General features: G+C 71.5%; 14 protein-coding genes. 12 read left to right on the plus strand and 2 right to left on the minus strand.

What is annotated here, in order from left to right:
* Positions 1 to 128 precede the first annotated feature (128 nt).
* Positions 129 to 1,976 (minus strand): dihydroxy-acid dehydratase, encoded by a 1,848-nt coding sequence (ilvD, locus tag ACZ3I4_RS28350; RefSeq protein WP_465385072.1) that lies wholly within the window; start codon positions 1,974 to 1,976, stop codon positions 129 to 131.
* 842 nt (positions 1,977 to 2,818) lie between these two features.
* Here ilvD and ACZ3I4_RS28355 point away from each other — a divergent pair.
* The 6 genes from ACZ3I4_RS28355 (at position 2,819) to serA (ending at position 11,096) form a co-directional block, all read left to right on the plus strand.
* Positions 2,819 to 4,408 carry a putative bifunctional diguanylate cyclase/phosphodiesterase gene (locus ACZ3I4_RS28355; RefSeq protein WP_465385369.1) on the plus strand — a complete coding sequence of 530 codons (1,590 nt, stop codon included), beginning with the start codon at positions 2,819 to 2,821 and terminating at the stop codon, positions 4,406 to 4,408.
* A 200-nt stretch (positions 4,409 to 4,608) separates the two neighbouring features.
* The gene (locus ACZ3I4_RS28360; RefSeq protein WP_465385073.1) at positions 4,609 to 6,438 is read left to right on the plus strand and encodes an acetolactate synthase large subunit; all 1,830 of its coding nucleotides are present in this window, start codon (positions 4,609 to 4,611) and stop codon (positions 6,436 to 6,438) included.
* Complete coding sequence (gene ilvN / locus ACZ3I4_RS28365; RefSeq protein WP_221375924.1) at positions 6,438 to 6,953, plus strand: acetolactate synthase small subunit; 516 nt, start codon at positions 6,438 to 6,440, stop codon at positions 6,951 to 6,953. Before ACZ3I4_RS28360 ends, ilvN begins: the two co-directional genes overlap by 1 nt.
* 23 nt (positions 6,954 to 6,976) lie before the next feature.
* A complete protein-coding gene (ilvC, locus tag ACZ3I4_RS28370) occupies positions 6,977 to 7,990 on the plus strand; it encodes a ketol-acid reductoisomerase (protein ID WP_465385074.1) in 1,014 nt (337 codons plus the stop codon).
* Positions 7,991 to 8,164: 174 nt separating this feature from the next.
* Complete coding sequence (gene mpgS, locus ACZ3I4_RS28375; RefSeq protein ID WP_465385075.1) at positions 8,165 to 9,406, plus strand: mannosyl-3-phosphoglycerate synthase; 1,242 nt, start codon at positions 8,165 to 8,167, stop codon at positions 9,404 to 9,406.
* Between the two features lie 85 nt (positions 9,407 to 9,491).
* Positions 9,492 to 11,096 carry a phosphoglycerate dehydrogenase gene (serA, locus tag ACZ3I4_RS28380; protein WP_465385076.1) on the plus strand — a complete coding sequence of 535 codons (1,605 nt, stop codon included), beginning with the start codon at positions 9,492 to 9,494 and terminating at the stop codon, positions 11,094 to 11,096.
* Here the strand turns inward: serA and ACZ3I4_RS28385 are convergent.
* The gene (locus ACZ3I4_RS28385) at positions 11,083 to 11,418 is read right to left on the minus strand and encodes a hypothetical protein (RefSeq protein WP_465385370.1); all 336 of its coding nucleotides are present in this window, start codon (positions 11,416 to 11,418) and stop codon (positions 11,083 to 11,085) included. The two genes, serA and ACZ3I4_RS28385, sit on opposite strands and share 14 nt — an antisense overlap.
* A 357-nt stretch (positions 11,419 to 11,775) precedes the next feature.
* Here ACZ3I4_RS28385 and ACZ3I4_RS28390 point away from each other — a divergent pair, with 357 nt between their 5' ends.
* From ACZ3I4_RS28390 to ACZ3I4_RS28415, 6 genes are all read left to right on the plus strand, one after another.
* Positions 11,776 to 15,474, plus strand: a complete 3,699-nt coding sequence (locus ACZ3I4_RS28390) for an ALF repeat-containing protein (protein WP_465385077.1) — start codon at positions 11,776 to 11,778, stop codon at positions 15,472 to 15,474.
* A 13-nt stretch (positions 15,475 to 15,487) separates the two neighbouring features.
* Positions 15,488 to 15,811, plus strand: a complete 324-nt coding sequence (locus ACZ3I4_RS28395) for a hypothetical protein (protein WP_465385078.1) — start codon at positions 15,488 to 15,490, stop codon at positions 15,809 to 15,811.
* Between the two features lie 493 nt (positions 15,812 to 16,304).
* On the plus strand, positions 16,305 to 20,504 hold the full coding sequence (locus ACZ3I4_RS28400) for a polymorphic toxin-type HINT domain-containing protein (RefSeq protein WP_465385079.1): 4,200 nt from the start codon (positions 16,305 to 16,307) through the stop codon (positions 20,502 to 20,504).
* Complete coding sequence (locus ACZ3I4_RS28405; protein ID WP_465385080.1) at positions 20,494 to 20,961, plus strand: hypothetical protein; 468 nt, start codon at positions 20,494 to 20,496, stop codon at positions 20,959 to 20,961. Before ACZ3I4_RS28400 ends, ACZ3I4_RS28405 begins: the two co-directional genes overlap by 11 nt.
* A 116-nt stretch (positions 20,962 to 21,077) precedes the next feature.
* On the plus strand, positions 21,078 to 22,103 hold the full coding sequence (locus ACZ3I4_RS28410) for a 3-isopropylmalate dehydrogenase (protein ID WP_465385371.1): 1,026 nt from the start codon (positions 21,078 to 21,080) through the stop codon (positions 22,101 to 22,103).
* Between the two features lie 146 nt (positions 22,104 to 22,249).
* A complete protein-coding gene (locus ACZ3I4_RS28415; protein ID WP_465385081.1) occupies positions 22,250 to 23,347 on the plus strand; it encodes a branched-chain amino acid aminotransferase in 1,098 nt (365 codons plus the stop codon).
* Positions 23,348 to 23,541: the final 194 nt, after the last annotated feature.

Here is a 23,541-nt window from a genome sequence, read left to right on the forward strand (position 1 = left end):
GCCGCTGGCGCCCCCCCCCCCCCCCCCCGCGGGGGGGCCCCCCGCGCCCCCCCCCCCCCGGGGGGGGGGGGGCCCCCCCCGGGGGGGCGCCCCCCCCCCCGGGGGGGGGGGGGGCCCCCCCCACCCCTCTACTCCGGGACCTTGCGGTAGGCGCCGTCGCTGGCGCTGGTGGCCATTGACGCGTAGGCCCGCAGGGCGGCCGAGACCGGGCGCTGCCGGTCGACCGGCGTGTACGGCTTCGGGCGGCGCTCCTGCTCGTGGCGGCGCTGGGCCAGGGTCTCGTCGTCGACGTGCAGGGTGATGCCGCGGCCGGGGATGTCGATGCTGATCTCGTCGCCGGTCTCGACCAGGGCGATCAGGCCCCCCGCGGCCGCCTCGGGGGAGACGTGGCCGATGGACAGGCCGCTCGTGCCGCCGGAGAAGCGGCCGTCGGTGATCAGCGCGCACGCCTTGCCGAGGCCGCGGCCCTTGAGGAACGAGGTCGGGTAGAGCATTTCCTGCATGCCCGGGCCGCCGCGCGGGCCCTCGTAGCGGATGATCACGACGTCGCCCTCGACGACCTGCTTGCCGAGGATGCCGTCGACCGCGGCGTCCTGCGACTCGAAGACGCGGGCCGGGCCGGTGAACTTCCACAGCGTCTCGTCGACACCGGCGGTCTTCACGACGCAGCCGTCGGGGGCGAGGTTGCCGAAGAGGATGGCCAGGCCGCCGTCGACCGTGTACGCGTGGTCGACCGAGCGGATGCAGCCGTTCTCGGCGTCCGTGTCGAGCTTGGCCCAGCGGTTCTCGGTGCTGAACGGCTGCGTCGTGCGCACCCCGCCGGGCGCCGCGTGGAACAGCTCCAGGGCCCGCGGGGAGGGCGAACCGCCGCGGATGTCCCACTCGGCCAGCCACGACTCCAGGTCGGGCGAGTGCACCGAGCGGACGTCGGTCTTGAGCGCGCCGCCCCGGTGCAGCTCGCCGAGCAGGGCCGGGATGCCGCCGGCCCGGTGCACGTCCTCCATGTGGTACTTGGGGCTGTTGGGCGCGACCTTGGACAGGCACGGCACCCGGCGCGAGATCGCGTCGATGTCGGCCACCGAGAAGTCGATCTCGGCCTCGCGGGCGGCGGCCAGCAGGTGCAGCACGGTGTTGGTCGAGCCGCCCATGGCCACGTCCAGCGCCACCGCGTTCTCGAAGGCCGAGTGGTTGGCGATGTTGCGGGGCAGCACCGACTCGTCGTTCTCTTCGTAGTACTGCTTGGCGATCTCGACGATGAGCGAGCCGGCCTTCTCGAACAGCGCCTTGCGGGACGCGTGGGTGGCCAGCGTCGAGCCGTTGCCCGGCAGCGACAGGCCGATCGCCTCGGTGAGGCAGTTCATCGAGTTGGCGGTGAACATGCCGGAGCAGGAGCCGCAGGTCGGGCAGGCCGAGCGCTCGATCTCGCCGAGCTGCTCGTCGGTGACGTTCTCGTTGGCGCTGGCGCTCATCGCGTCGACCAGGTCGAGTTTCTCGTGCACGACGCCCTCGATCGCGACCGTCTTGCCGGCCTCCATCGGGCCGCCCGAGACGAACACCGTGGGGATGTTGAGCCGCAGCGCGGCGATCAGCATGCCCGGGGTGATCTTGTCGCAGTTCGAGATGCAGACCAGGGCGTCGGCGCAGTGCGCGTTCACCATGTATTCGACCGCGTCGGCGATCAGCTCGCGGCTGGGCAGCGAATAGAGCATGCCGCCGTGGCCCATCGCGATGCCGTCGTCGACCGCGATCGTGTTGAACTCGCGCCCCACGCCGCCGGCCTCGGCGATCGACTCCGCGACCAGGCCGCCCATGTCTTTGAGGTGCACGTGACCCGGTACGAACTGGGTGTAGCTGTTGGCAATCGCCACGATGGGCTTGCCGAAGTCGTCGTCGGTCATCCCGGTGGCGCGCCAAAGGGCACGCGCGCCGGCCATGGTCCGACCGTGGGTCGAGGTCCGGGAACGCAGGTCAGGCATCCCCTCAGTGTGCCACTGCCCGAGGTAAGGACCGCCATTTACGTCCACAGGACGGGATGCCAGGTCTATCCATGGGGGGAGAGATCCGGCAGAGTGTTCGCGTGCAGTCACCGTCCGGCGTGGAGCTGGCTGGGCTGGCGAGCCTTCTGGTCGCCGTCCCGGCCGTCGCCCTGCTGGGCGATTCCGGCCGCAAGCACACCGGCCACGCCCGCCGCGCCCATCTCATCCTGGCTGCCGGGGCGGCGGTGGTCACCGCGGCCGCCCTGGCCGGCGTCATCACTGTGCTTCTCACCACGGCCGCCCCGCCGCGCATGGCCCTGGGCACGGCGGTTGCCGCCGGCACCGCGCTGGGCGTGCTCACCCTGCTGGCCGGCGCGGCGCTGATGCCCGGCGCGGCCGAGAGCGCGGCGGCGGCCCTGCGGCACTTCCTCGACGGTCTGGTGATCGCGGCCGCGCTCTGGTTCGTGGGCTGGGTGCTGATCAGCGAGCCGACCCGCATCCTGGGCGACGCGACCCCGGTGGCCTGCCCCTCGGTGCTGGTGCCGGCCGGGCTCGCGGTCGTCTCGCTCGGGCTCACGATTGTGCTGGCCCTGCACGCCCATCGCCCGCGTCTGACCACCGTACGGGTGGCCGGCGGGGTCACCCTCGTGTCGGGCGCGGCGGTCGCCATCGCCGGCGGCATCTGCCAGGACCAGGACGGCGCGGTGCTGACCGGCGCCCTGCTGCTGCCCGCGGGCCTGTTCGTGATCGCCCGCGCGGTCAAGGTGGCCGACCGCCCGGTCGAGGTCGTGGGCGACGTCACCGAGCGCAACACGGGGTACGCGATCGTTCCGATGGTCGCCATGGTCGTCGCGCTCGGCTATCACCTGGCCCGCGGCGGCGCCTTCGACCTGTACGGGTTCCTGGGCGCCAGCGTCGAGGGGTTCGCGCTGGTCGGGCGGCAGTTCCTGGCCCTGCGCGACGTCCGGCGCTACACGCTCGAGCTGCGCGAGCGCGAGGCTCACTTCCGCGAGCTGGCCCACACCGACCCGCTGACCGGCCTGGCCAACCGCCGTGGCCTGCAGCGGGCGCTGCGGGCGAGCGGCGAGTCGCGGGTGCTGGTCGGCATCGACCTCGACGGCTTCAAGACGGTGAACGACATGCGCGGGCACGACGTCGGCGACGCGGTGCTGACCGAGGTCGGCGACCGGGTGCGGCGCAACCTGCTCGACGGCGACGTGGCCGCCCGGCTCGGCGGTGACGAGTTCGCGGTGCTCATGCGGGGCAACGCCGAGGAGGCCATGCTGACCGCGCATCGGCTGCTGGCGGTGCTCGGGGAGCCGTACGAGGTGGAAGGTTTGGCGGTTTTCCTCTCGGCCAGCATCGGCGTGGCCGACTCGACCACGCTCAACCCGGCCGACACCGGCGAGCTGATCCGCGACGCCGACCTCGCGCTGCGCTACGCCAAGCAGCGCGGCAAGAACCGGGTCGAGCGCTACCAGGCCCGATACGACGAGCTGTTGCGCCGCCGCGGCACGCTGGAGAACGAGCTGCGCCACGCGATCGACCGCAGGCAGCTTCGGCTCGTGTTCCAGCCGGTGGTGGCCCTGCCCTCGATGCGGCCGGTCGGCGCCGAGGCGCTGCTGCGCTGGCATCACCCGACGCTGGGGTCCGTGCGGCCCGACGAGTTCATCCCGGTGGCCGAGGAGTCCGGGCTGATCAACCGGATCGGCGCGTGGGTGCTCGAGCAGGCCTGCGTCCAGCTCGCCGAGTGGCTGTCGCGCGGGCACGACGTGTGGGTGTCGGTCAACCTGTCGCCCAAGGAGCTGCACTCCACCGACTTCGCGGGGCACGTGGCCGACGTGCTCGACCAGCACGGGGTCCCGCCGCAGCGGCTGGTGCTCGAGGTGACCGAGCACGCCGTGGCCACCGACATGGAAGAGCTGATCAGCCGGCTGGCCGAGCTGCGGGCCACCGGCGTACGGATCGCGCTCGACGACTTCGGCGCCGGTTACTCGTCCCTGGGCCAGTTGCGCACGCTGCCGGTCGACATCCTCAAGATCGACCGCGCCCTGGTGGCCGAGCCCGAGTCCCGTACGGGCATGGCCGCGCCCCTGGTCGACGTGGTGGTCCGGATGGGGCACCGGCTCGGGCTGGAAGTGCTGGCCGAGGGCATCGGCACCCCGGCGCAGCGGGCCGCGGTCGAGGAGGCGGGCTGCCGGCTGGGTCAGGGCTCGTTGTTCGGCTGGGGCGTGCCCGCCGAGCATCTCGAGGCCCAGTTGCAGACGCTGCGCCAGGGCAACAACCGGCCGATCCCGGCGCCCCGCTCGGCCCCGCCGGCCGACGCCGCGCCGCGCAGCCAGGTCGTCATGCTGGGTCCCGGGATGCGCCAGCTCAGGGCGTTGCTGCCCAGTGATCCGGGGTTCGGCGCACAACCGGGTGAGCCCCAGTGATCAAAATGTGGGATCAGTTGACTCACCGCGTGAGATGGGGCAAGGTTGGCAACATGTGCTTCGCGTCCCGAGTACTTATGTGAGCGCACTCCCGTCGCATCAATGGCGGCCAGAGTGCGCTAGGTCCCGTGCTTTCTGCACGAGGGCCTTTTTTGTTGCGTAAGAACCGGATCGCCCAACCCGTAAAGGTATGAAGTGCCATGACGAGACCCACTCCCGAGACCCTCGCCCACCGAGCCAACCCGGCCACTGTCGCGGCGGCCGCCACTTCGGCCCCGGCCGTAGCCACTCCGGTTTCCACCTCGGGCGCCGGGTCGCTCGTGCGGTCGCTCGAGGCGCTCGGCGTCGAGGTCGCGTTCGGCATCCCGGGCGGAGCGATCCTCCCCGCGTACGACCCGCTCTACGACTCCAAGGTCCGGCACATCCTGGTGCGCCACGAGCAGGGCGCGGGTCACGCCGCGACCGGCTACGCGCAGGCCACCGGCAAGGTCGGCGTCTGCATCGCCACCAGCGGTCCCGGCGCCACCAACCTGGTGACCCCGATCGCCGACGCCTACATGGACTCGGTGCCGATCGTCGCCATCACGGGCCAGGTCGCCCGTCCCTCGATCGGCACCGACGCCTTCCAGGAGGCGGACATCCAGGGCATCACGCTGCCGATCACCAAGCACAACTTCCTGGTGCAGACGCCCGAGGAGCTCCCGCGGATCCTGGCCGAGGCGTTCCACCTGGCGATCACCGGGCGCCCCGGCCCCGTCCTGGTCGACATCCCCAAGGACGTGCTGCAGGCGCAGACCACGTTCACCTGGCCGCCGACGCTCGACCTGCCCGGCTACCGTCCCACGCTGCACCCGCACGGCAAGCAGATCCGCGAGGCGGCCCGCCTGATCGCCGCGGCCAAGCGCCCGGTGCTCTACGTGGGCGGCGGCGTGCTCAAGGCCGGCGCCACCGACGGGCTGCGCAAGCTGGCCGAGCTGACCGGCATCCCGGTGGTCACCACGCTGATGGCGCTGGGCGCGTTCCCCGACTCGCACCCGCAGCACCTGGGCATGCCCGGCATGCACGGCACGGTCCCGGCGGTCTACGCGCTGCAGAAGTCCGACCTGCTGATCACGCTGGGCGCGCGCTTCGACGACCGGGTCACCGGCAAGCTCGACTCGTTCGCGCCGGACGCCAAGATCGTGCACGCCGACATCGACCCGGCCGAGATCGGCAAGAACCGGCACGCCGACGTCCCGATCGTGGGCGACGCGCGGCACGTGATCGACGAGCTGCTCGCCGCCGTCTCGGCCACGGCCGAGGGCGCGGGGCAGTACGAGCCCTGGTGGGCCACGCTGAACGAGCTGCGCGAGCGCTACCCGCTGGGCTACGAGGAACCGACCGACGGCTCGCTCGCCCCGCAGTACGTGATCGAGCGGATCGGCGAGCTCGTCGGCCCCGACGCGATCTACGTGGCCGGCGTCGGCCAGCACCAGATGTGGGCCTCGCAGTTCATCCGGTACGAGAAGCCGGGCACGTGGCTGAACTCGGGCGGCGCCGGAACCATGGGCTACGCCGTCCCGGCCGCGATGGGCGCCAAGGTCGGTCAGCCGGACACCCCGGTCTGGGCGATCGACGGCGACGGCTGCTTCCAGATGACCAACCAGGAACTGGCCACCTGCGCGCTGGAGGGCATCCCGGTCAAGATCGCCGTCATCAACAACGGCAACCTGGGCATGGTCCGGCAGTGGCAGACCCTGTTCTACGAGGGCCGGTACTCCAACACCGAGCTGGGCACCCACAAGCACCGCATCCCCGACTTTGTGAAGCTGGCCGAGGCGCTGGGCTGCATCGGCCTGCGCTGCGAGTCCAAGGACGACGTCGACAAGATCATCAAGCAGGCGATGGAGATCAACGACGCGCCGGTGGTCATCGACTTCACGGTCGGCAAGGACGCGATGGTGTGGCCCATGGTCGCGGCCGGCACCAGCAACGACGAGATCATGTTCGCCCGGGACGTGCGTCCCAGCTTCGAAGAGGACGATCTGTAATGAACAAGCACACCCTCTCCGTGCTGGTCGAGAACAAGCCGAGCGTGCTCGCGCGGGTCAGCGGCCTCTTCTCCCGGCGCGGTTTCAACATCGACTCCCTGGCGGTCGGCGAGACGGAGAACCCGGACGTCAGCCGCATCACGATCGTGGTCAACGCCGACTCCTCACCCCTGGAGCAGGTGACCAAGCAGCTCAACAAGCTGGTGAACGTTCTGAAGATCGTCGAGCTGGACCCGCAGCAGTCGGTTCAGCGCGAGCTTCTGCTGGTCAAGGTGCGCGCCGATCGCGCGCAGCGCAGTCAGGTGCTCGAGACGGTCGAGCTGTTCCGGGCGAAGGTGATCGACGTCGCTCCGGACACCCTCACGATCGAGGCCACGGGTAACCCCGACAAGCTGGACGCGTTGCTGCGCGATCTCGAGCCGTACGGCATCAAAGAAATGGTCCAGTCCGGGCTCGTGGCCATCGGCCGCGGCTCCCGCTCGATCACCACCGGCCCGGCGCTCCGCGCCGCCTAAAAGAAAGACGCATGGAAACCAACATGACCGCGGAAGTGTTCTACGACGACGACGCCGACCTCTCGATCATCCAGGGCAAGAAGGTCGCCGTGATCGGGTACGGCAGCCAGGGCCACGCGCACTCGCTGTCGCTGCGTGACTCGGGCGTCGAGGTGGTGGTCGGCCTGCAGGAGGGCTCCAAGAGCCGGGCCAAGGCCGAGGAGCAGGGCCTCGAGGTCAAGACGCCGGCCGAGGCCTCGGCCTGGGCCGACGTGATCATGGTGCTGGCGCCGGACACCGCGCAGCGCAAGATCTACACCGAGTCGATCGCGCCCAACCTGTCCGCGGGCAAGGCTCTCTTCTTCGGGCACGGCCTCAACATCCGGTTCGAGCTCATCAAGCCGCCGGCCGACGTGACCGTGGCCATGGTCGCCCCCAAGGGCCCGGGTCACCTGGTCCGCCGCCAGTACGTCGACGGCAAGGGCGTGCCCTGCCTGGTCGCCGTCGAGCAGGACCCGACCGGCGAGGGCCTCGCGCTCGCGCTGTCCTACGCGAAGGCGATCGGTGGCGCCCGGGCCGGCGTCATCAAGACCACCTTCAAGGAGGAGACCGAAACCGACCTCTTCGGCGAGCAGGCCGTCCTCTGCGGTGGCACGGCGGCGCTGGTGCAGACCGGCTTCGAGGTGCTCACCGAGGCCGGCTACGCGCCCGAGATCGCGTACTTCGAGTGCCTCCACGAGCTCAAGCTGATCGTCGACCTGATGTACGAGGGCGGCATCTCCCGCATGCGCTACAGCGTGTCGGACACGGCCGAGTTCGGTGACTACGTCAGCGGCCCGCGCGTGATCAACGCCGAGACCAAGGCGGAGATGAAGCGGATCCTGGCCGACATCCAGTCCGGCGAGTTCACCCGCCAGCTGATCGAGGACGACGACAACGGCCGTCCGCTGCTCACCAAGTACCGCGAGCAGGGCGCCGCGCACCCGATCGAGGTCACCGGCAAGAAGCTGCGCGACATGATGAGCTGGGTCGACCGTCCGATCACCGAGACGGCCTGACGCTGATTCTCCGGGCCCGGTTCTGCTTTTCCTCAGGCAGAATCGGGCCTTTTGCGTGACGCTTCGATTACCTGAAACGTGCGCGTTACTTCCCGCTTACCTGGGACACTTCCGAAACTGAATTGTGTGCCGTTCGGGCTCTTGCCGGTATGTTCCGGCGGGTATCTTCGCGAGATGCGACTGGCTGATTCTTTTCGGAGTGAGCGCTTCGGCGCGGTCCGGATTCATGAGCTGCAGCGGGTAATCGAGCTGGACTCGGGCACGTCGGCCGGTGCGGGCAGCCAGGTTGTACCGGCCGAGGCGTTACGCGCCGTCGAATCGCAAATGGTAATCGTCGTGCCGTGCATGAATGAGACACGGTCGGTCATCGAGGGCGTCCTCTCCGGAATTCCGCACGACTGCCTCATTGTGCTGGTGTCGAACAGCGACCGCGGCCCGGTCGACCGATACGAGATCGAGGCGCAGACCGTCGAGCAGTTCTGCCGCCTGGCCGGTCGCTCCGCGATATCCGTGCATCAGAAGGACCCGGGCGTCGCCGCCGCGATCAAGGCGGCCGGCATGCCCGAGCTGATCGACGACGACGGGCTGGTCCGCAGCGGCAAGGGCGAGGCGATGCTGATCGGCATGGCGCTCGCCGCGATGACCGGCCGTCGCTACATCGGCTACGTGGACGCCGACAACTACGTCCCCGGCTCGGTCCACGAGTACTGCAAGAGCTACGCGGCCGGGCTGCACCTGGCCGGCTCCCCGTATTCGATGGTCCGCATCTCGTGGCACTCGAAGCCGAAGCTGCGGGACAACCGCCTGTTCTTCAGCCGCCGCGGCCGCAGCTCGCAGATCACCAACGAGTGGCTCAACCGGTTCCTGGCCGAATACTCCGACTTCGGCACCGAGGTGATCGCCACCGGCAACGCCGGCGAGCACGCGATGACCCTCGACCTCGGTCTCAAGCTGCGCCTGGCCGGCGGGTTCGCGGTCGAGCCGTACGAGTACATGGATCTGTTCGAGCAGTTCGGCGGGGTGCTCGAGAGCACCGACGCGGACGTGATGGCCAACTCGGTGCCGGTGCTGCAGATCGAGACCCGCAACCCGCACTTCCACGACAACAAGGGCGAGGAGCACGTGCAGGGCATGCGGATGCAGGCCCTCAACGTGCTCTACCACTCGCCGGTGACGCTGCCCGCGGTCCGGCAGGCCATCCTCGAGTTCATGGTCGGGCAGGGCGCGCTCGAGGTCGGTCAGGAGCCGCCGCGCGAGCGGGTCTACCCGCCGGTCGGCACGCTCGATCTCGACCTGCTCTACGACGCGCTGGATGCCGAGGCGTTGAGCTTCCGGCAGCCCGACGGACTGGCCCTGGCCGGCCTCGCGGCCGCCCCGCCCATTGACCGGGACAAGATTCCGAGGCGTGTTGCCTGAGTAACGGGTGTGTGACGGTCGTCACATGACTGTGGATCTCCGGGACACCATACGATCGGGTCCCGCGATCCCCGGAGGCTGCCGCGTGACGCCCGTCGTTCTGATCGCCGAAGAACTGGCCCCCTCCGCCCTCGATGTTCTCGCCTTCGACTACGACGTCCGCCACGTCGACGGCACCGACCGCGCCGCCCTGCTGGCCGAGGTGGCCGAGGCCGACGCGCTGATCGTCCGCAGTGCCACCCGGGTCGACGCCGAGGTGCTGGCGGCCGGTTCCGGGCTGCGGGTGGTGGCCCGGGCCGGTGTCGGGCTAGACAACGTCGACGTGCCCGCCGCGACCGCCCGCGGTGTCCTCGTGGTCAACGCGCCGACCAGCAACATCGTGTCGGCCGCGGAACAGGCGATCGCGCTGCTGCTCGCGGTCGCCCGGCACACGGCCACCGCCTCGGCCTCGCTCAAGGGCGGCAAATGGCAGCGGTCGCGCTACGTCGGGGTCGAGGTGCAGGGCAAGACGGTCGGCGTGGTCGGGCTCGGCCGCATCGGCGTGCTGTTCGCCCAGCGCATGGCGTCCTTCGGCACCCGGCTGATCGCCTACGACCCGTACATCCAGCCCGCCCGGGCCGCGCAACTCGGCGTACGGCTGGTCGGTCTGGAGGAACTGCTGCGCGAGAGCGACTTCATCTCGGTGCACCTTCCCCGTACGCCGGAGACCGTGGGACTGATCGGCGAGAAGGAGCTGGCCCTGGTCAAGCCGGGGGTGCGGATCGTCAACGCGGCCCGCGGCGGGCTGATCGACGAGGCCGCGCTGGCCGCCGCGCTGACCGAGGGCCGGGTCGCCGGGGCCGGGCTCGACGTGTTCGTCACCGAGCCGACCACCGAGTCCCCGCTGTTCGGCTTCGACAACGTCGTGGCCACCCCGCATCTGGGCGCGTCGACGGCCGAGGCGCAAGACAAGGCCGGCCTGTCCGTGGCTCGCAGCGTCAAGCTGGCGCTCGACGGCGAGTTCGTGCCCGACGCGGTCAACGTGCAGGCGGGCGGCGTGGTCGACGAGGACGTGCGTCCGCTACTGGCGCTGGCCGAGAAACTGGGCAAGGTCTTCACGGCGGTGGCCGGCGGGGTCGCGGCGAACGTCACGGTCGAGGTGCGCGGCGAGATCGTCTCGCACGATGTCGGCGTGCTGCGGCTGGCGGCCACCAAGGGCCTGTTCACCGCGATCGTGGACGAGCGGGTGACGTACGTGAACGCGCCCCAGCTCGCCCTGGACCGCGGCGTCGAGGTCGAGCTCTCGGTCAGCGACGAGCCCGCCGATCACCACAACCTGGTCACCGTACGAGGGGCGCTGCCCGACGGACGGGCGGTGAGCGTGGCCGGCACGCTGGCCGTGCACGGCACCCGCGAGATCGCCAAGCTCACCGGGGTCGACGGCTTCGACCTCGACCTCACCGCGGACGGCGTGCTGCTGTTCTTCCGTTACAGCGACCGGCCCGGCATCGTCGGCGCGATCGGCACCATGCTCGGCGAGGCCGGCGTCAACATCGCGGCCATGCAGGTGGCCCGGCGTGAGGCGGGCGGCGAGGCGCTGATGACCCTCACCGTGGACTCCTCGGTCGACGCCGAACTGCTCTCCACCGTGGCCGTCGCGGTCGGCTCGGAGCGGGGCAGCGCGGTCGATCTGCGGCTCAACGGCTCCTGACCGGCGGCGGATACACCGTCCCGTCCTGCAGATCCAGCAGGTCGAGGTTCAGCTCGGCGGCCAGCCGCTCGATCGTCTCGAGCACCTCGTCCGGGCAGTTCTCGTCCAGCCGCATCTGAATGTGATCGGCCGCGGCATGCAGCGGGGCGTGCGCCCACGGCGAGCCGGTCGCCGTGGCACGCGGGCCACGGTCAGGATAATCGCTGGTCAGGGCGTCGTAAAAGGCAACGACGCGCGGGTCGGCCGGGCGCTGCGGGTGCTCACCGCGCGCGCACCGCGCGTTGGCGGCCCGCACGGCGTCCGGCAGGTCCGTCTTGTCCATCGCCCACACCACGAGGTCGAAACTCACCGGCGCATGGTGCCATCACCGAGCCCGGCAAGCGCGAAGAAGCCGCCCCGACACGCGGGTGCGCCCCAGCCGCCGTCACGGTGAGTCCGCCCGCAAACGTGCTCCGTAAAGATCACACCCGGCGGGGGCAGCCGGCCGGGCAGTGATGTGGTTGAATTCCCGCGGCGATCAGCCCATCGATCGAGATGATTCCGATTGATCGTGGCGCTCAACGGGGGACGAGCGTCGCGTCCGTGCGTGCCTCCGCGCGCACGGGGTGGTCGGCCGGCCCCTCCGGTCGGCCTCGCGTGCCGGCCGGGTGACCGAGCACGCGAAACGGGGATTCCAGTAGTGAGCATTCTCAGGCGGGCCCGCGCGGCGACATTCGTGTCGCTGGCCGCGGCCTTAGTCGCAACATATCTGCACGCACCACCCGCGATGGCGGCGCCCAGCGGGTCGAGGGTCGTGGCGCTGGCCGAGGACCCGCCCCGCATCGAGGTCCCGCCGCTGATCACCGAGTCCTGGAACGGGACCACCGGTGTGTCGGCCGTCGAGGAGCGGTGGCGCAAGGCCGTCGCCGATGTCGCCGAGTTCACCGCCGAGCCCGAGGTGCGGACCGCGGCCCTGGCCGCCCTGGCCACCGGCGACCCGGCAGTGATCCAGAAGTTCGCCATTGTCGACAAGCCTGCCCTGGAAAAGCAGATCGCCGCCCGCAAGAAGCAGGAGGCGGCGGACAACCTGGCCGCGATCCGGGCGATGGCCGGCACCGGCGGGGCGTATTTCAACGCCGAGGTGCAGCGCGTCCTGGCCGGCACCGACAGCGATCGGGCGGCGTTCCTGGCCTACGGGGCCGGCATCGCCCGCGACCGCGACGCCCAGGTGGCCCGGACGGCCGCCGAGCGTGCGGCCACGCTGCGCGAGCGGGTCCGTATCGTGTTCGCCGCCGCGCCCGCCGAGTCGAACGTGCGGCGCGCCGCCGAGGCCGCCCTGGCCGGCGGCGACGCGGCCATCACGGCCTTCCTCAACGGCGGCTATCTCGCCGCGGCCCGCCTGGACGCGGCCGAGCGCGAGCAGTATCTGAAGGACCTCGAGGCGCGTAACAAGGCGGCCGAGGAACTGACCGAGCTGGCGCGCAGGTCCGAGCGGGCCAACGTGGCCCGCCGCCAGATGCTGGTCGCCCACGGCGAGGCGGTGCACGCGCTTCAGCGGGCGGCCAACTCGATGGGCGCCGTGGCCAATGCGGCCCGGCATTCCGCCCGCGTGCTCGACGGCGCCGGGACGACGGCGCAGAAGGCCACCGAGCTGACCACCGCCAACACCGAGGCCAAGCGTCAGCTCGGGTACGCACAGCAAGCGGCTCGGGAGGCCTCGATCGCGGCGCAGACGTCCGCGTCGGCGGCCGACGTGCTGATCGAGGTGGGTCTCGAATACGGCGCCGAGTGGACGCTGATCGCCCAGGGCATGAGCGAGGCGGCCACCGCGGCGGTCGGCGCCACCCAGACGGCCCAGTACGCCATCGACGCGACCATCGCGACCAACAGCGCCGAGGGCGCGCAGGCCAAGGCCGAGGCGCACGCGCAGCAGGCGATCAAGTGGCGTCAGCACGCCGAGGAGCACGCCAAGTCGGCGGCCAAGCTGGCCGCCGCGGCCAAGCGTCAGGCCGACGCGGCCAAGACGGCGGCGGCGCGGGCCAAGAAGGCGCGCGAGCAGGCTGAGGCGGCCGAGGCCGAGGCGTGGGCCGAGGCGGCGAAGACCCGTCAGCACCGGCAGGAGGCGGAGGCGCAGGCGGCCGAGGCCAAGCGGCAGCGGCAGATCGCCGAAGCCGAGCGGGCCAACGCGGCGCGGCACCGGGCCGAGGCCGAGCAGCAGGCGGCTGTCGCCCGCAACGCCCGCGCTCAGGCCGAGGCGCACGCGGCCACCGCCGCCTCGGCCCGGCAGCGGTCCGAGGCGGCCGATGCGGCCGCCGGTCAGGCGGCCGACCGGGCGTGGGACCAGGAGGGCCGGGCTCGCCAGGCGCGGGACGACGCGCTGGAAGCCGAGCGTGCCGAGCAGACGGCCAAGGCCAAGGCGGCGGCCCTGCGGGCCGGAGCCGCGTCGGCGTCCAGTGGCGCCGAGCGGGACGAGGCGCAGCGACAGGCCGACTCGGCCGCGGCCGAGGCCGGCACCGCCGGCACCGCGGCCCGGGGCGCCCGGTCGGCAGCCAGTACTGCGACCGGAGCTGCGGCCAACGCACGCGCGGCAGCCAACCAGGCCCAGGCCGCGGCCGACCGCGCGTGGGTGGCGGCCGAGCGTGCCCAGCAAGCGGCGATGGCCGCCGACGCCGCGGCCGACCGGGCCGAGGCGACCGCCAAGGCGACGCACGCGGCCCGGGTGCGGGCCGACGCCAAGGCCGCCGAGGCGACCGCGCAGGAGGTCAAGGCGGCCCGTGCCTCCGACGCCGCCGTGCGGCTGGCCGAGCAGGCCAACGAACAGGCGGTCCGCGCACTGTGGTCGGCCAATCGCACCAAGGACGAGGCCGAGGCGGCGACGACCGAGGCCGTCGCGGCCGCGGCCCAGGCCGAGATCGCGGTGACGGCGGCCGCGGCCGCACGGCAGTCGGCGGCCGGCATCGCCGAGCCGGCGAACGCCGCGATCGCCATGGTGAACCCGTTCGCCGGCAGCGACATCGACGCCGACTTCGTGCAGCTGGTCGCCGAGCAGGCCCGCACCATCGGCGCCGAGCAGGCGGCGGCGGCCCAGGCCCGCGCCAACGAGGCGATCGTCGCGGCCGAGCGGGCCGAGGCGGCCGCAGACGTGGCCAACGCGCAGGTCAAGCCGGCCTTCCAAGCCGCCGCGGCGGCGGCTCGGTCGGCGGCGGCAGCTGCTCAGTCGGCCGCCGAGGCGAAGAAGTACGCGGCCCAGGCCGCGGCCGACGGGGCGAAGGCCCGGGAAGCGGCGGCCAGTGCCGGACGCGCGGACGCGCAGGCTCGCGCGGACGCCATCGCGGCGCGGGCGGCGGCCAACGAGGCGGCCAACGACGCGGCGATCGCCGGTCAGGCCGCCCAGGCGGCTCAGGCCGACGCCGACGCGGCGGGCCGTGCGGCGAGCGCGGCCGAGAGCGACGCCGCCGCGGCTCGAGGAGCGGCCGACCGGGCCGAGGCGGATGCCGCGGCAGCCAAGTCGGCTGCTGACAGCGCGCAGAAGCACGCCGACAGCGCCGCGACCGCAGCCGGCAACGCGCTCCAGGCCGCGGTCGAGGCCCAGCAGGCGGCCGAGCGGGCCGAGGCGGCCGAGCGCAAGAGGGCGAACGAGGCGATGGCCGCCGCGGCCACCGGGCCGCCCGGCGAGGTCGACCCCGACCTGCTCGACTACCTGACCCCGGAGCAGAAGGAGCAACTGCGCCAGGCTCAGGCCGAAGCCGGGATGAGCCTCCTGGACTTCATCAAGGAGAACGCCTGGCAGCTCTTCCTCGACCTCTCGGGGGCTGGTGACCTGATCTCCTGCATCACCGAGGGGAACCTGGAGGCCTGCCTCTGGACGCTGGCCGGGATGCTCCCGGTGGGCAAGCTGCTCGGCGCGTCGGCCGACCTCGTCAAGCTGATCCCCAAGCTGCTCAAGTTCCGCAAGAAGGTCGAGACCGCGGCCAAGAAGAGCGACGAGATCGAGGACCTTGCCAAGCAGCGCAAGGCGGACGCGCTCGAGGCCTGCCCGATCACCCCGCGTGGCAAGTCGGCGTCGCGGGCGATGGCCGCCGCCGGGGCACCCGAATGCCCGGAGCTCGCCGCCGGCACGTGGGACAGGGCGACGTTCGACGACATCAACGGCAGCTTCGACTACCACTACAAGAAGCACGTGATCGAGGACGGCATCCCGGGCGTCTCCCGGGAGAAGTACGCCGAGGATGCCGCCGCATGGGTCAACGACTCCAAAAAGGGCGCCGGCGTCAACTCGTCGCGTGTTCAGCTGGAGGACGGCTCGTGGGGCGTCAAGTACTACAAGACCGGCCAGAAGGGCGGCATCGTCAGGATGGTCGACGGCAAGCCCAAGGTCGTGAGCTTCTGGTACAAGTAGGCGGGAGTCGACGTTGCTCAGCTTCATGGACGCGTACGTGATCTGGCGGTCTCTGAAAATGCCGTCGGGCGGATCCAGGGATGATCTGACGGAGATCAAGAGTGATCTCGCGCTGGCGGACCACTACGTCACTGTGGTGATCCGGTTCGTCGAGCGCGGCATCTACAAGCCGGCCGTCCCGGACGTCTTCGGCCTCCTCGGCGACATCCAGGAGCGGCTCCGGCCGTTGCTCGACGACGAGGATCCCGACGTGCGTGACCTCGCCCGTGAGCAACATGCGTACGCGGCCATCATGCGGGAGGTCTACACCGGTTTCCTGGAGCAGGCGCCCAAGTGATTGGCCGACACGCGGTGATGCGGCTTGCGCGTTATAAGTCCGCATCGCTAGCGTTGTCCGTGCTAGCCATATCGGGTAGGCCCGTCTTCGGGTGATGGTGCCTGCCCGTCAGGTGTGCATTTGGCGGGACCGAGCCACGCGTACTCGTCGCTACAGCCCCCGTTGCCGTTTGCCGCGGCGCGGGGGCTGTCGCCGTTCCCGGGCCGGGTGGCCACACCGTCGCGGAGATCTGCCCCACGTGGGCGGCCCACGCGGAAAATCATGTGATTGAATGCCTCCGGCCGTTCGGCCATCGAATCCGGTAACTCGCTGAGCAGTGCGTTCCCGCCTGCGCGCGTCCGGACTCGGTCATGACGATCACGGGGGTAATCGCCATGCGCGGATGCGCGTCAACGATCTCGGCCATCGGCTGAGCCCCGGCTTCTTCCTTGCCTCCGACGACGGCCATCGGGCCGTCCGGTTCCGGCACGCCTTGAAACGGGGATTACCAGCAGTGAAGATTTCTCAGCGGATACGCGCGGTGACACTCGCCGCGCTGGCCGCCGCCCTGGTGGGCACGACTCTGCACGCGCCACCGGCCCTGGCCGTGCCCTCGGGCGTACGGGCCCTGGTGTCGACGCCGATCGTGGTGCCGCCCCTGGTGACCGAGACCTGGAACGGGTCCACCGGCGTCTCGGCGATCGACGAGCGGTGGCGCAAGGCGGTCGCCGACGTCGCCCAGTTCACGGCCGAGCCCGAGGTGCGCGACGCCGCCCTGGCCGCCCTGGCGACCGGCGACCCGGCGGCGATCGCGAAGTTCGCGAACGTCGACAAGCCGGCGTTGGAGAAGCAGATCTCCGCCCGGAAGAAGCAGGAGGCGGCCGACAACCTCGCCCGGGTCAAGGCGATGAAGGGCACCGGCGGCGCCACCTTCAACGCCGAGGTCGACCGGGTGCTCGCCGGCAGCGACAGCGACCGGGCGGCGTTCCTGGCCTACGGCGCGGACATCGCCCGTGACCGTGACGCGCAGGTCACCCGGACCGCCCAGGAGCGTGCGGCGACCCTGCGGGAGCGCGTACGGCTGGTCGCCGCGGCGGCGCCGGCGGAGTCGAACGTCAAGCGTGCCGCGGAGATCGCGCTGGCCGGCGACAACGCCGCGATCAACGCGTTCCTCAACGGCGGCTACCTGACTGCCGCGCGGGCCGATGCCGCCGAGCGGGAGCAATACCTCAAGGACCTCGAGGCGCGAAACAAGGCGGCCGAGGAACTGTCCGACCTGGCCCAGCGGGCGGCTCGGGCCTCCGAGGCGCGCCGGCGCCTGCTGGTGGCGCACGGCGACGGCGTACGGGCTCTGCAGCAGGCCGCCAACGCGATGGCGGCCACGGCCAACGCGGCCCGGCACTCCTCGCGTGTCCTGACCGGGGCCGGCACCGCGGCGCAGAAGGCGACGGAGCTGGCGGCGTCCAACACCGAGGCCAAGCGTCAGGTCGGCTACGCCCAGCAGGCCGCCCGGGAAGCCGGTGTCGCCGCGGCGATCGCCACCACCGCCGCCGATGACCTCGTCGAGACCGGCCTCGAATACGGCGCCGAATGGTCCCTGATCACTCAGGGCATGAGTGAGGCGGCCACGGCGGCGGTCGGGGCGGCTCAGACGGCGCAGTACGCGATCGACGCGACCGTTGCGACGAACAACGCGCAGGGCGCCCAGGCTCAGGCCGAGGCGCACGCGCAGCAGGCGATCAAGTGGCGGCAGCACGCGGAGGAGCACGCCAAGTCGGCCGCGAAGCTGGCGGCCGCGGCGGCGAAGCAGGCGGCCGCGGCGAAGACGGCGGCCGAGCGCACGAAGAAGGCACGGCAGCAAGCCGAAGCGGCCGAGGCCAAGGCGTGGGCCTCGGCGGAAAAGGTGCACCAGCACCGGCTCAAGGCCGAGGCCGAGGCGGCCGAGGCCAAGCGGCAGCGGCAGATCGCCGAGACCGAGCGGGCCAACGCGGCCCGGCACCGGGCCGACGCGGAAGCCCAGGCCGCCGTCGCCCGCAACGCCCGGGCCCAGGCCGACGCGCAGGCCGCCATCGCGAACGGCGCCCACCAGCGCGCCGACGGTGCGCAGAACGCGGCCTCCGCGGCCGCCGACCGGGCATGGCAGCACGAAGGGACCGCGGGCCGGGAGCGGGACGCGGCCATCGCCGCGGAACGCGCCGAGCAGACCGCCAAGGCGAAGGCCGCGGCAATGCGGGCCGGCGTGGCGGCCGCCGGTAGCCAGAGCGAGAAGGAAGAGGCGCAGCGGCAGGCCGACGCGGCCGACCGGGAAGCCGGCGTGGCCGGGACCGCGGCACGGTCGGCGCGATCGGCCGCGAACACGGCGACCGGCGCGGCGGCGAACGCGCGGGCCTCGGCAACACAGGCGCAGGAGGCGGCCGATCGGGCCTGGGCGGCCGCCGAGCGGGCCCAAGCCGCGGCGGACGCGGCGGATGCGGCCGCGGACAAGGCCGAGTCCGAGGCCAAGGTGACGCACGCGGCGAGGGTGCGCGCGGACGCGAAGGCGGCCGAGGCCACCGCGCAGGAGGTGCGCGCGGCCCGGGCCGCGGATGCTGCCACCCAGGCGGCTCGGTCGGCGGCCGAGGAAGCCGTCCAGGCCCTGTGGGCGGCCAACCGGACCCGCGACGAGGCGGAGGCGGCCACCACCGAGGCGGTCGCGGCCGCGGCTCAAGCCGAGATCGCGGTGCGTGCGGCTTCCGCCGCGCGGCAGTCTGCGGCCGGAATCGCGGAACCGGCGAACACGGCGATCGGCATGGTCAACCCGTTCGCCGGAGCCGACATCGACGCCGACTTCGTCCAGCTGGTCGCCGAGCAGGCCAAGACGATCGGTCAGGAGCAGGCTGACGCCGCGGCCGCACGCGCGGCCGAGGCGGTGCTGGCCGCGCGCCGGGCCCAGGAAGCCGCCGATCTCGCGAACCAGCAGGTGAAGCCGGCCTTCGTCGCGGCCGCGGCGGCGGCGAAATCCGCCGCTGACGCGGCGGTGTCCGCAGCCGAGGCCAAGAAGGCGGCGGCCCAGGCCGCGGCGGACGGTGCAGCGGCCCGGGCCGCGGCCGCCAGTGCAGCCCGGGCCGACGCCCAGGCGCGGGCGGACGCGGCCGCGGCCCGGCAGGCCGCCAACGAGGCCGCCGGCGACGCGGCCATCGCGGGCAAGGCAGCCCAGGATGCTCAGGCGGACGCCGACGCGGCCGGCCGCGCGGCGAGTGCCGCAGAGGCGGACGCGGCCGCGGCTCGCGGTGCGGCCGACCGGGCCGAAGCCTCCGCCGCAGCTGCTCGGACCGCCGCCGACAACGCGCAGAAGTACGCCGACAGCGCGGCGACGGCGGCCGGCAAGGCACTGGAGCACGCGGTCGAGGCGCAGAAGGCGGCCGAGCGGGCCGAAGCGGCCGAACGCAAACGGCAGGCGCAGGAGATGGCCGACGCGCTCGGCGGCCCGCCGGGTGCGCCGGACCCGGACTTGTCCAAGTACCTCACCCCGGAGCAACAGGCCGCGTTGGCGGCGGCGCACGACGAGGCCGGTCAGAGCGTGCTCGACTGGCTCAAGGAGAACGCCTACGACCTGTTCATGGACCTGTCCGGTCTCGGCGACATCAAGAGCTGCGTCATGGACGGGAACGTCGAGGCGTGTCTGTGGACCCTCGTCAACCTGCTGCCGGCCACCAAGATTCTCGGCGCGACGCTGAAGCTGGCCAAACTCGCTCCGAAGCTGCTCAAGTTCCTGGACAAGATCAAGGACGCGGCCAAGAAGCGTGACGAGCTCACCGACCTGGCCAAGAAGAAGAAGCGCGAAGCCGACTTCTGCCCGATCAAGAGGCCCAGCAGCTTCCTGCCCGGCACTCGGGTGCTGCTGGCCAACGGCGCCACCCGCCCGATCGAGCAGCTGCGGATCGGCGACCGTGTTCTGGCCACCGACACCGCCACCGGCCGCACCACGGCCAAGACGGTCACCGACACCATCACCAGCAAAGGCACCAAGCAGCTGATCGACGTCACGATCGACGTCGACGGCGCCCGGGGCCACCGGACCGCTGCCGTCGTGGCGACCGGCAACCACCCGTTCTGGGTTCCCGCGCTCGCCAAGTGGGTGCCGGCCGCCGATCTGTCCGCCGGGCAGTGGCTGCGCACCAGCACCGGAACGCGGGTCCAGGTCGCCGCCGTGCGGCCGCACACCGCGGTCACCCGGGTGCACAACCTGACCATCGCCGACTTCCACACGTACTACGTGGTGGCGGCCGGTCGGGCCGTACTCGTCCACAACGACCCGGAGCTCCCGGGCGGTTGTGGCGGCACGGTCAACCGCAACAAGCTCTCCGACAAGGAATACAACCAGGCCAACGAGATCAAGGACGAGGTCGGCGGCCACTTCGAGGGGCAGACCGGGGGCAACGGCAACGAGCCCGGAATCGACGGATTCTGGAACGACATCCCGGCCAGTCTCAAGGAGCTCGAACCCAACCCCACCAACCCGGTCAACGCGCTGAAGAGCGCGGCCGACAAGGCCCGCAAGTCGGTTCTGAAGAACGGCTACGGTGACAAGGGAGCTGTCCTGTTCATCCGGGCGACGGACGTCTCGGCCGCGGACGCGACGGGCATCGACCACCTCATTCGCATGGCGGGTGGCCGGGCGTTCTCCAAGATCTCGATCCGGACCAAGGACGGCTGGGTGCACTATGGCGGTTGAGTGGGTGATCTCCGAGGGGCGCCCGGTGGATCCGGAGGACATCGTTCCCCGGATCGAGACGGCCTTCGGACGATTGATCCACCGGTCGTCCGGGCCGATCCGGCGGGTACCGTCCGCCGGATCGGCCGGGGACCATGAGTTCAGCGTCTCGCTGCTGCTCGACGACCCCGCCGGCGGCGCGGCGCGGGTCGACCTGGACCAGATGAGTTACGACGCCACGACGGGAACCTGTTACGGCTACGTGGAGGCGACGCGAAATACGCTGTCGGTGGCTCTCGGCATAGTGGCCGCGGTGTGCTGGCACGCGCAGGCCCACGGCGACCTGTCCGGGACGGGACTCGAAGGCCGCCTCTCCGTGGAGCAGGCGGAGAACCGGCTCGAGGATCTCTTCCGGGGCGTGAGCGACCTCGGTGATCTCCGTGCGGTGGCGGTCGCGCTGGGGTTCCCGGCCGACTGACGTTACCGCCCGGTATCGACTTAACGTTCACTAGGTGGGACCGGCGTACCGAAGATCGGGACCCAGGCGCTAGCCTGGGTCCCGATCGCATCAGACCTTGAGGAGCAGACGTGAGCGTGGCGCGGATCGCGGTGGTGGCCGGCGACGGCATCGGTACCGAGGTGACCGCGCAGGCTCGCAAGGTCATTGAGGCTGTGCTCCCCGGGGCGGAGTTCGACGAGTACGACCTCGGCGCCCGGTTCTACAACCGCACCGGCGAGGTGCTGCCGCAGGCCATCCAGGACGAGCTGGCCCTGCACGACGCCATCCTGCTCGGCGCGATCGGCGATCCCAGCGTCCCGCCCGGCGTTCTCGAGCGCGGCCTGCTGCTCAAGCTCCGCTTCGACTTCGATCAGTATGTGAACCTGCGCCCGTCCAAGCTCTGGCCCGGCACGACCAGCCCGCTCGCGGGGGTCAAGTCCGGCGAGATCGACATGGTCGTGGTCCGCGAGGGCGTCGAGGGTCTCTACGTCGGCGCCGGCGGGGTTCTGCACAAGGACACCCCGGCCGAGATCGCGACCGAGGAGAGCCTCAACACCCGGCACGGCGTCGAGCGGGTCATCCGGGACGCGTTCGCCCGCGCCCAGCGCCGCGACCGCCGACACCTGACGATGGTTCACAAGACCAACGTGCTGACCAAGGCCGGCGGTCTGTGGGCGCGCACGTTCCAGGCCGTCGCGGCCGAGTTCCCCGAGGTCACCACCGAATACCAGCACATCGACGCGGCCAGCATGTTCATGGTCAGCAACCCGCAGCGGTACGACGTGGTCGTGACCGACAACCTCTTCGGTGACATCCTCACCGACATCGCCGCTGCCGTTACCGGCGGCATCGGCATGGCGGCCAGCGGCTCCGTCAACCCGGAGCGCAAGTATCCGTCGACGTTCGAGCCCGTACACGGCTCCGCGCCGGACATCGCCGGTCAGGGCATCGCCGACCCGGCGGCCGCCATCCTCTCCGCATCGCTTCTGCTCGAGCACCTCGGCCACCATGACGAGGCCCACCGAGTATCCGAGGCGGTCGCAGCCGAGGTCGCTTCCCGCACCCCGGGAGCCCCGCTGCGCACCGCCGACGTCGGCGACCGCGTCGCGGCCGCACTCTAGGCCGCGCCTCTCCCACAGGGCCCCGCGCCAGCGGTCTCTTCACCCACGCCCGTTGTTTTAACGAGCGTTCGGGGTAAGTTCATGAAGCACTACGGGTGCTTCCGCATGCCTAAAATCTTCTGTTGACGAAAGCAGGTCCACTTGTCATGAGCGGTGGTGACAACCTCGAGTTCGAGATCCGTCCGAACCCGGCACCCGTGGCAGATGCCGAGCGCGCCGCGCTCCTCGCCAACCCCGGCTTCGGCCGCATCTTCACCGATCACATGGTCACGATCCGTTACGCCGACGGCAAGGGCTGGTATGAGCCCCGCGTCGAGGCGCGCGCCCCGATCCCGATGGATCCGGCGTCGGCCGTGCTGCACTACGCGCAAGAGATCTTCGAGGGGCTGAAGGCGTACACGCTGCCCGACGGCGGCGTCGCGATGTTCCGTCCGGATGCGAACGCGCTCCGTTTCGCCCAGTCCGCGCAGCGCATGGCCATGCCGCAGCTGCCCGTCGAGACGTTCCTCCAGTCGCTGCGCGAGATCATCTCGATCGACCGTTCCTGGCTTCCGCCGGGCGACGAGGGCAGCCTCTATCTGCGACCTTTCGCGTACGCGAGTGAGGTCTTCCTGGGTGTGCGGCCCGCGATGGAATACCTGTACCTGGTGATCGCGTCCCCGGTCGGGCCGTACTTCTCGGGCGGCGTCAAGCCGGTGTCGGTCTGGGTGACCCCCGACTACACCCGCGCGGCTCCCGGCGGCACGGGCGCGGCCAAGTGCGGCGGCAACTACGCGGCGGGCCTGTCGGCGCAGGCCGAAGCCATCGAGCACGGGTGCGACCAGGTCGTCTACCTCGACGCGGTCGAGCGGAAATACATCGACGAGCTCGGCGGCATGAACGTCTTCTTCGTCCTCGACGACGGCGCCCTGGTGACGCCGCCGCTGACCGGCACGATCCTGCCCGGCATCACCCGCGACTCGGTCATCAAGCTGGCCGAGCGGGCCGGCCGCAAGGTCGAGGAGCGCCCGGTCAGCCTGGACGAATGGCGTACGGGCGCGGCCTCCGGCGCCATCCGCGAGGCGTTCGCCTGCGGCACTGCCGCCGTGATCACCCCGATCGGCACGGTGAAGTCGGCCGACGGCGGCTTCACGATCGCCGACGGCGGCACCGGCGAGGTCACCGCGGGCCTGCGCAAGCAGTTGGTCGACATCCAGAGGGGCCGCGCCGAAGACCCGTTCGGCTGGGTCCACCGCGTCCTCTGACAAAGCCCGGCGTCGGGCATCCGCGCATGATCTGACGGATGCCCGACCCGCTTTCCCGCCCCGGCGCATTGCTGAGCCTGCAACAGCGGTGGTCCGGTCGGTGCCGCAGCGCGAGCTGGGATTGCTTCAATGAATTACTGCGGTCGCGGTGAGTGGGTGGTCACGGTGACCACTCGCTGCCGTTCTTCGCCGCA

The organism is Actinoplanes sp. NPDC021490, assembly GCF_055562135.1.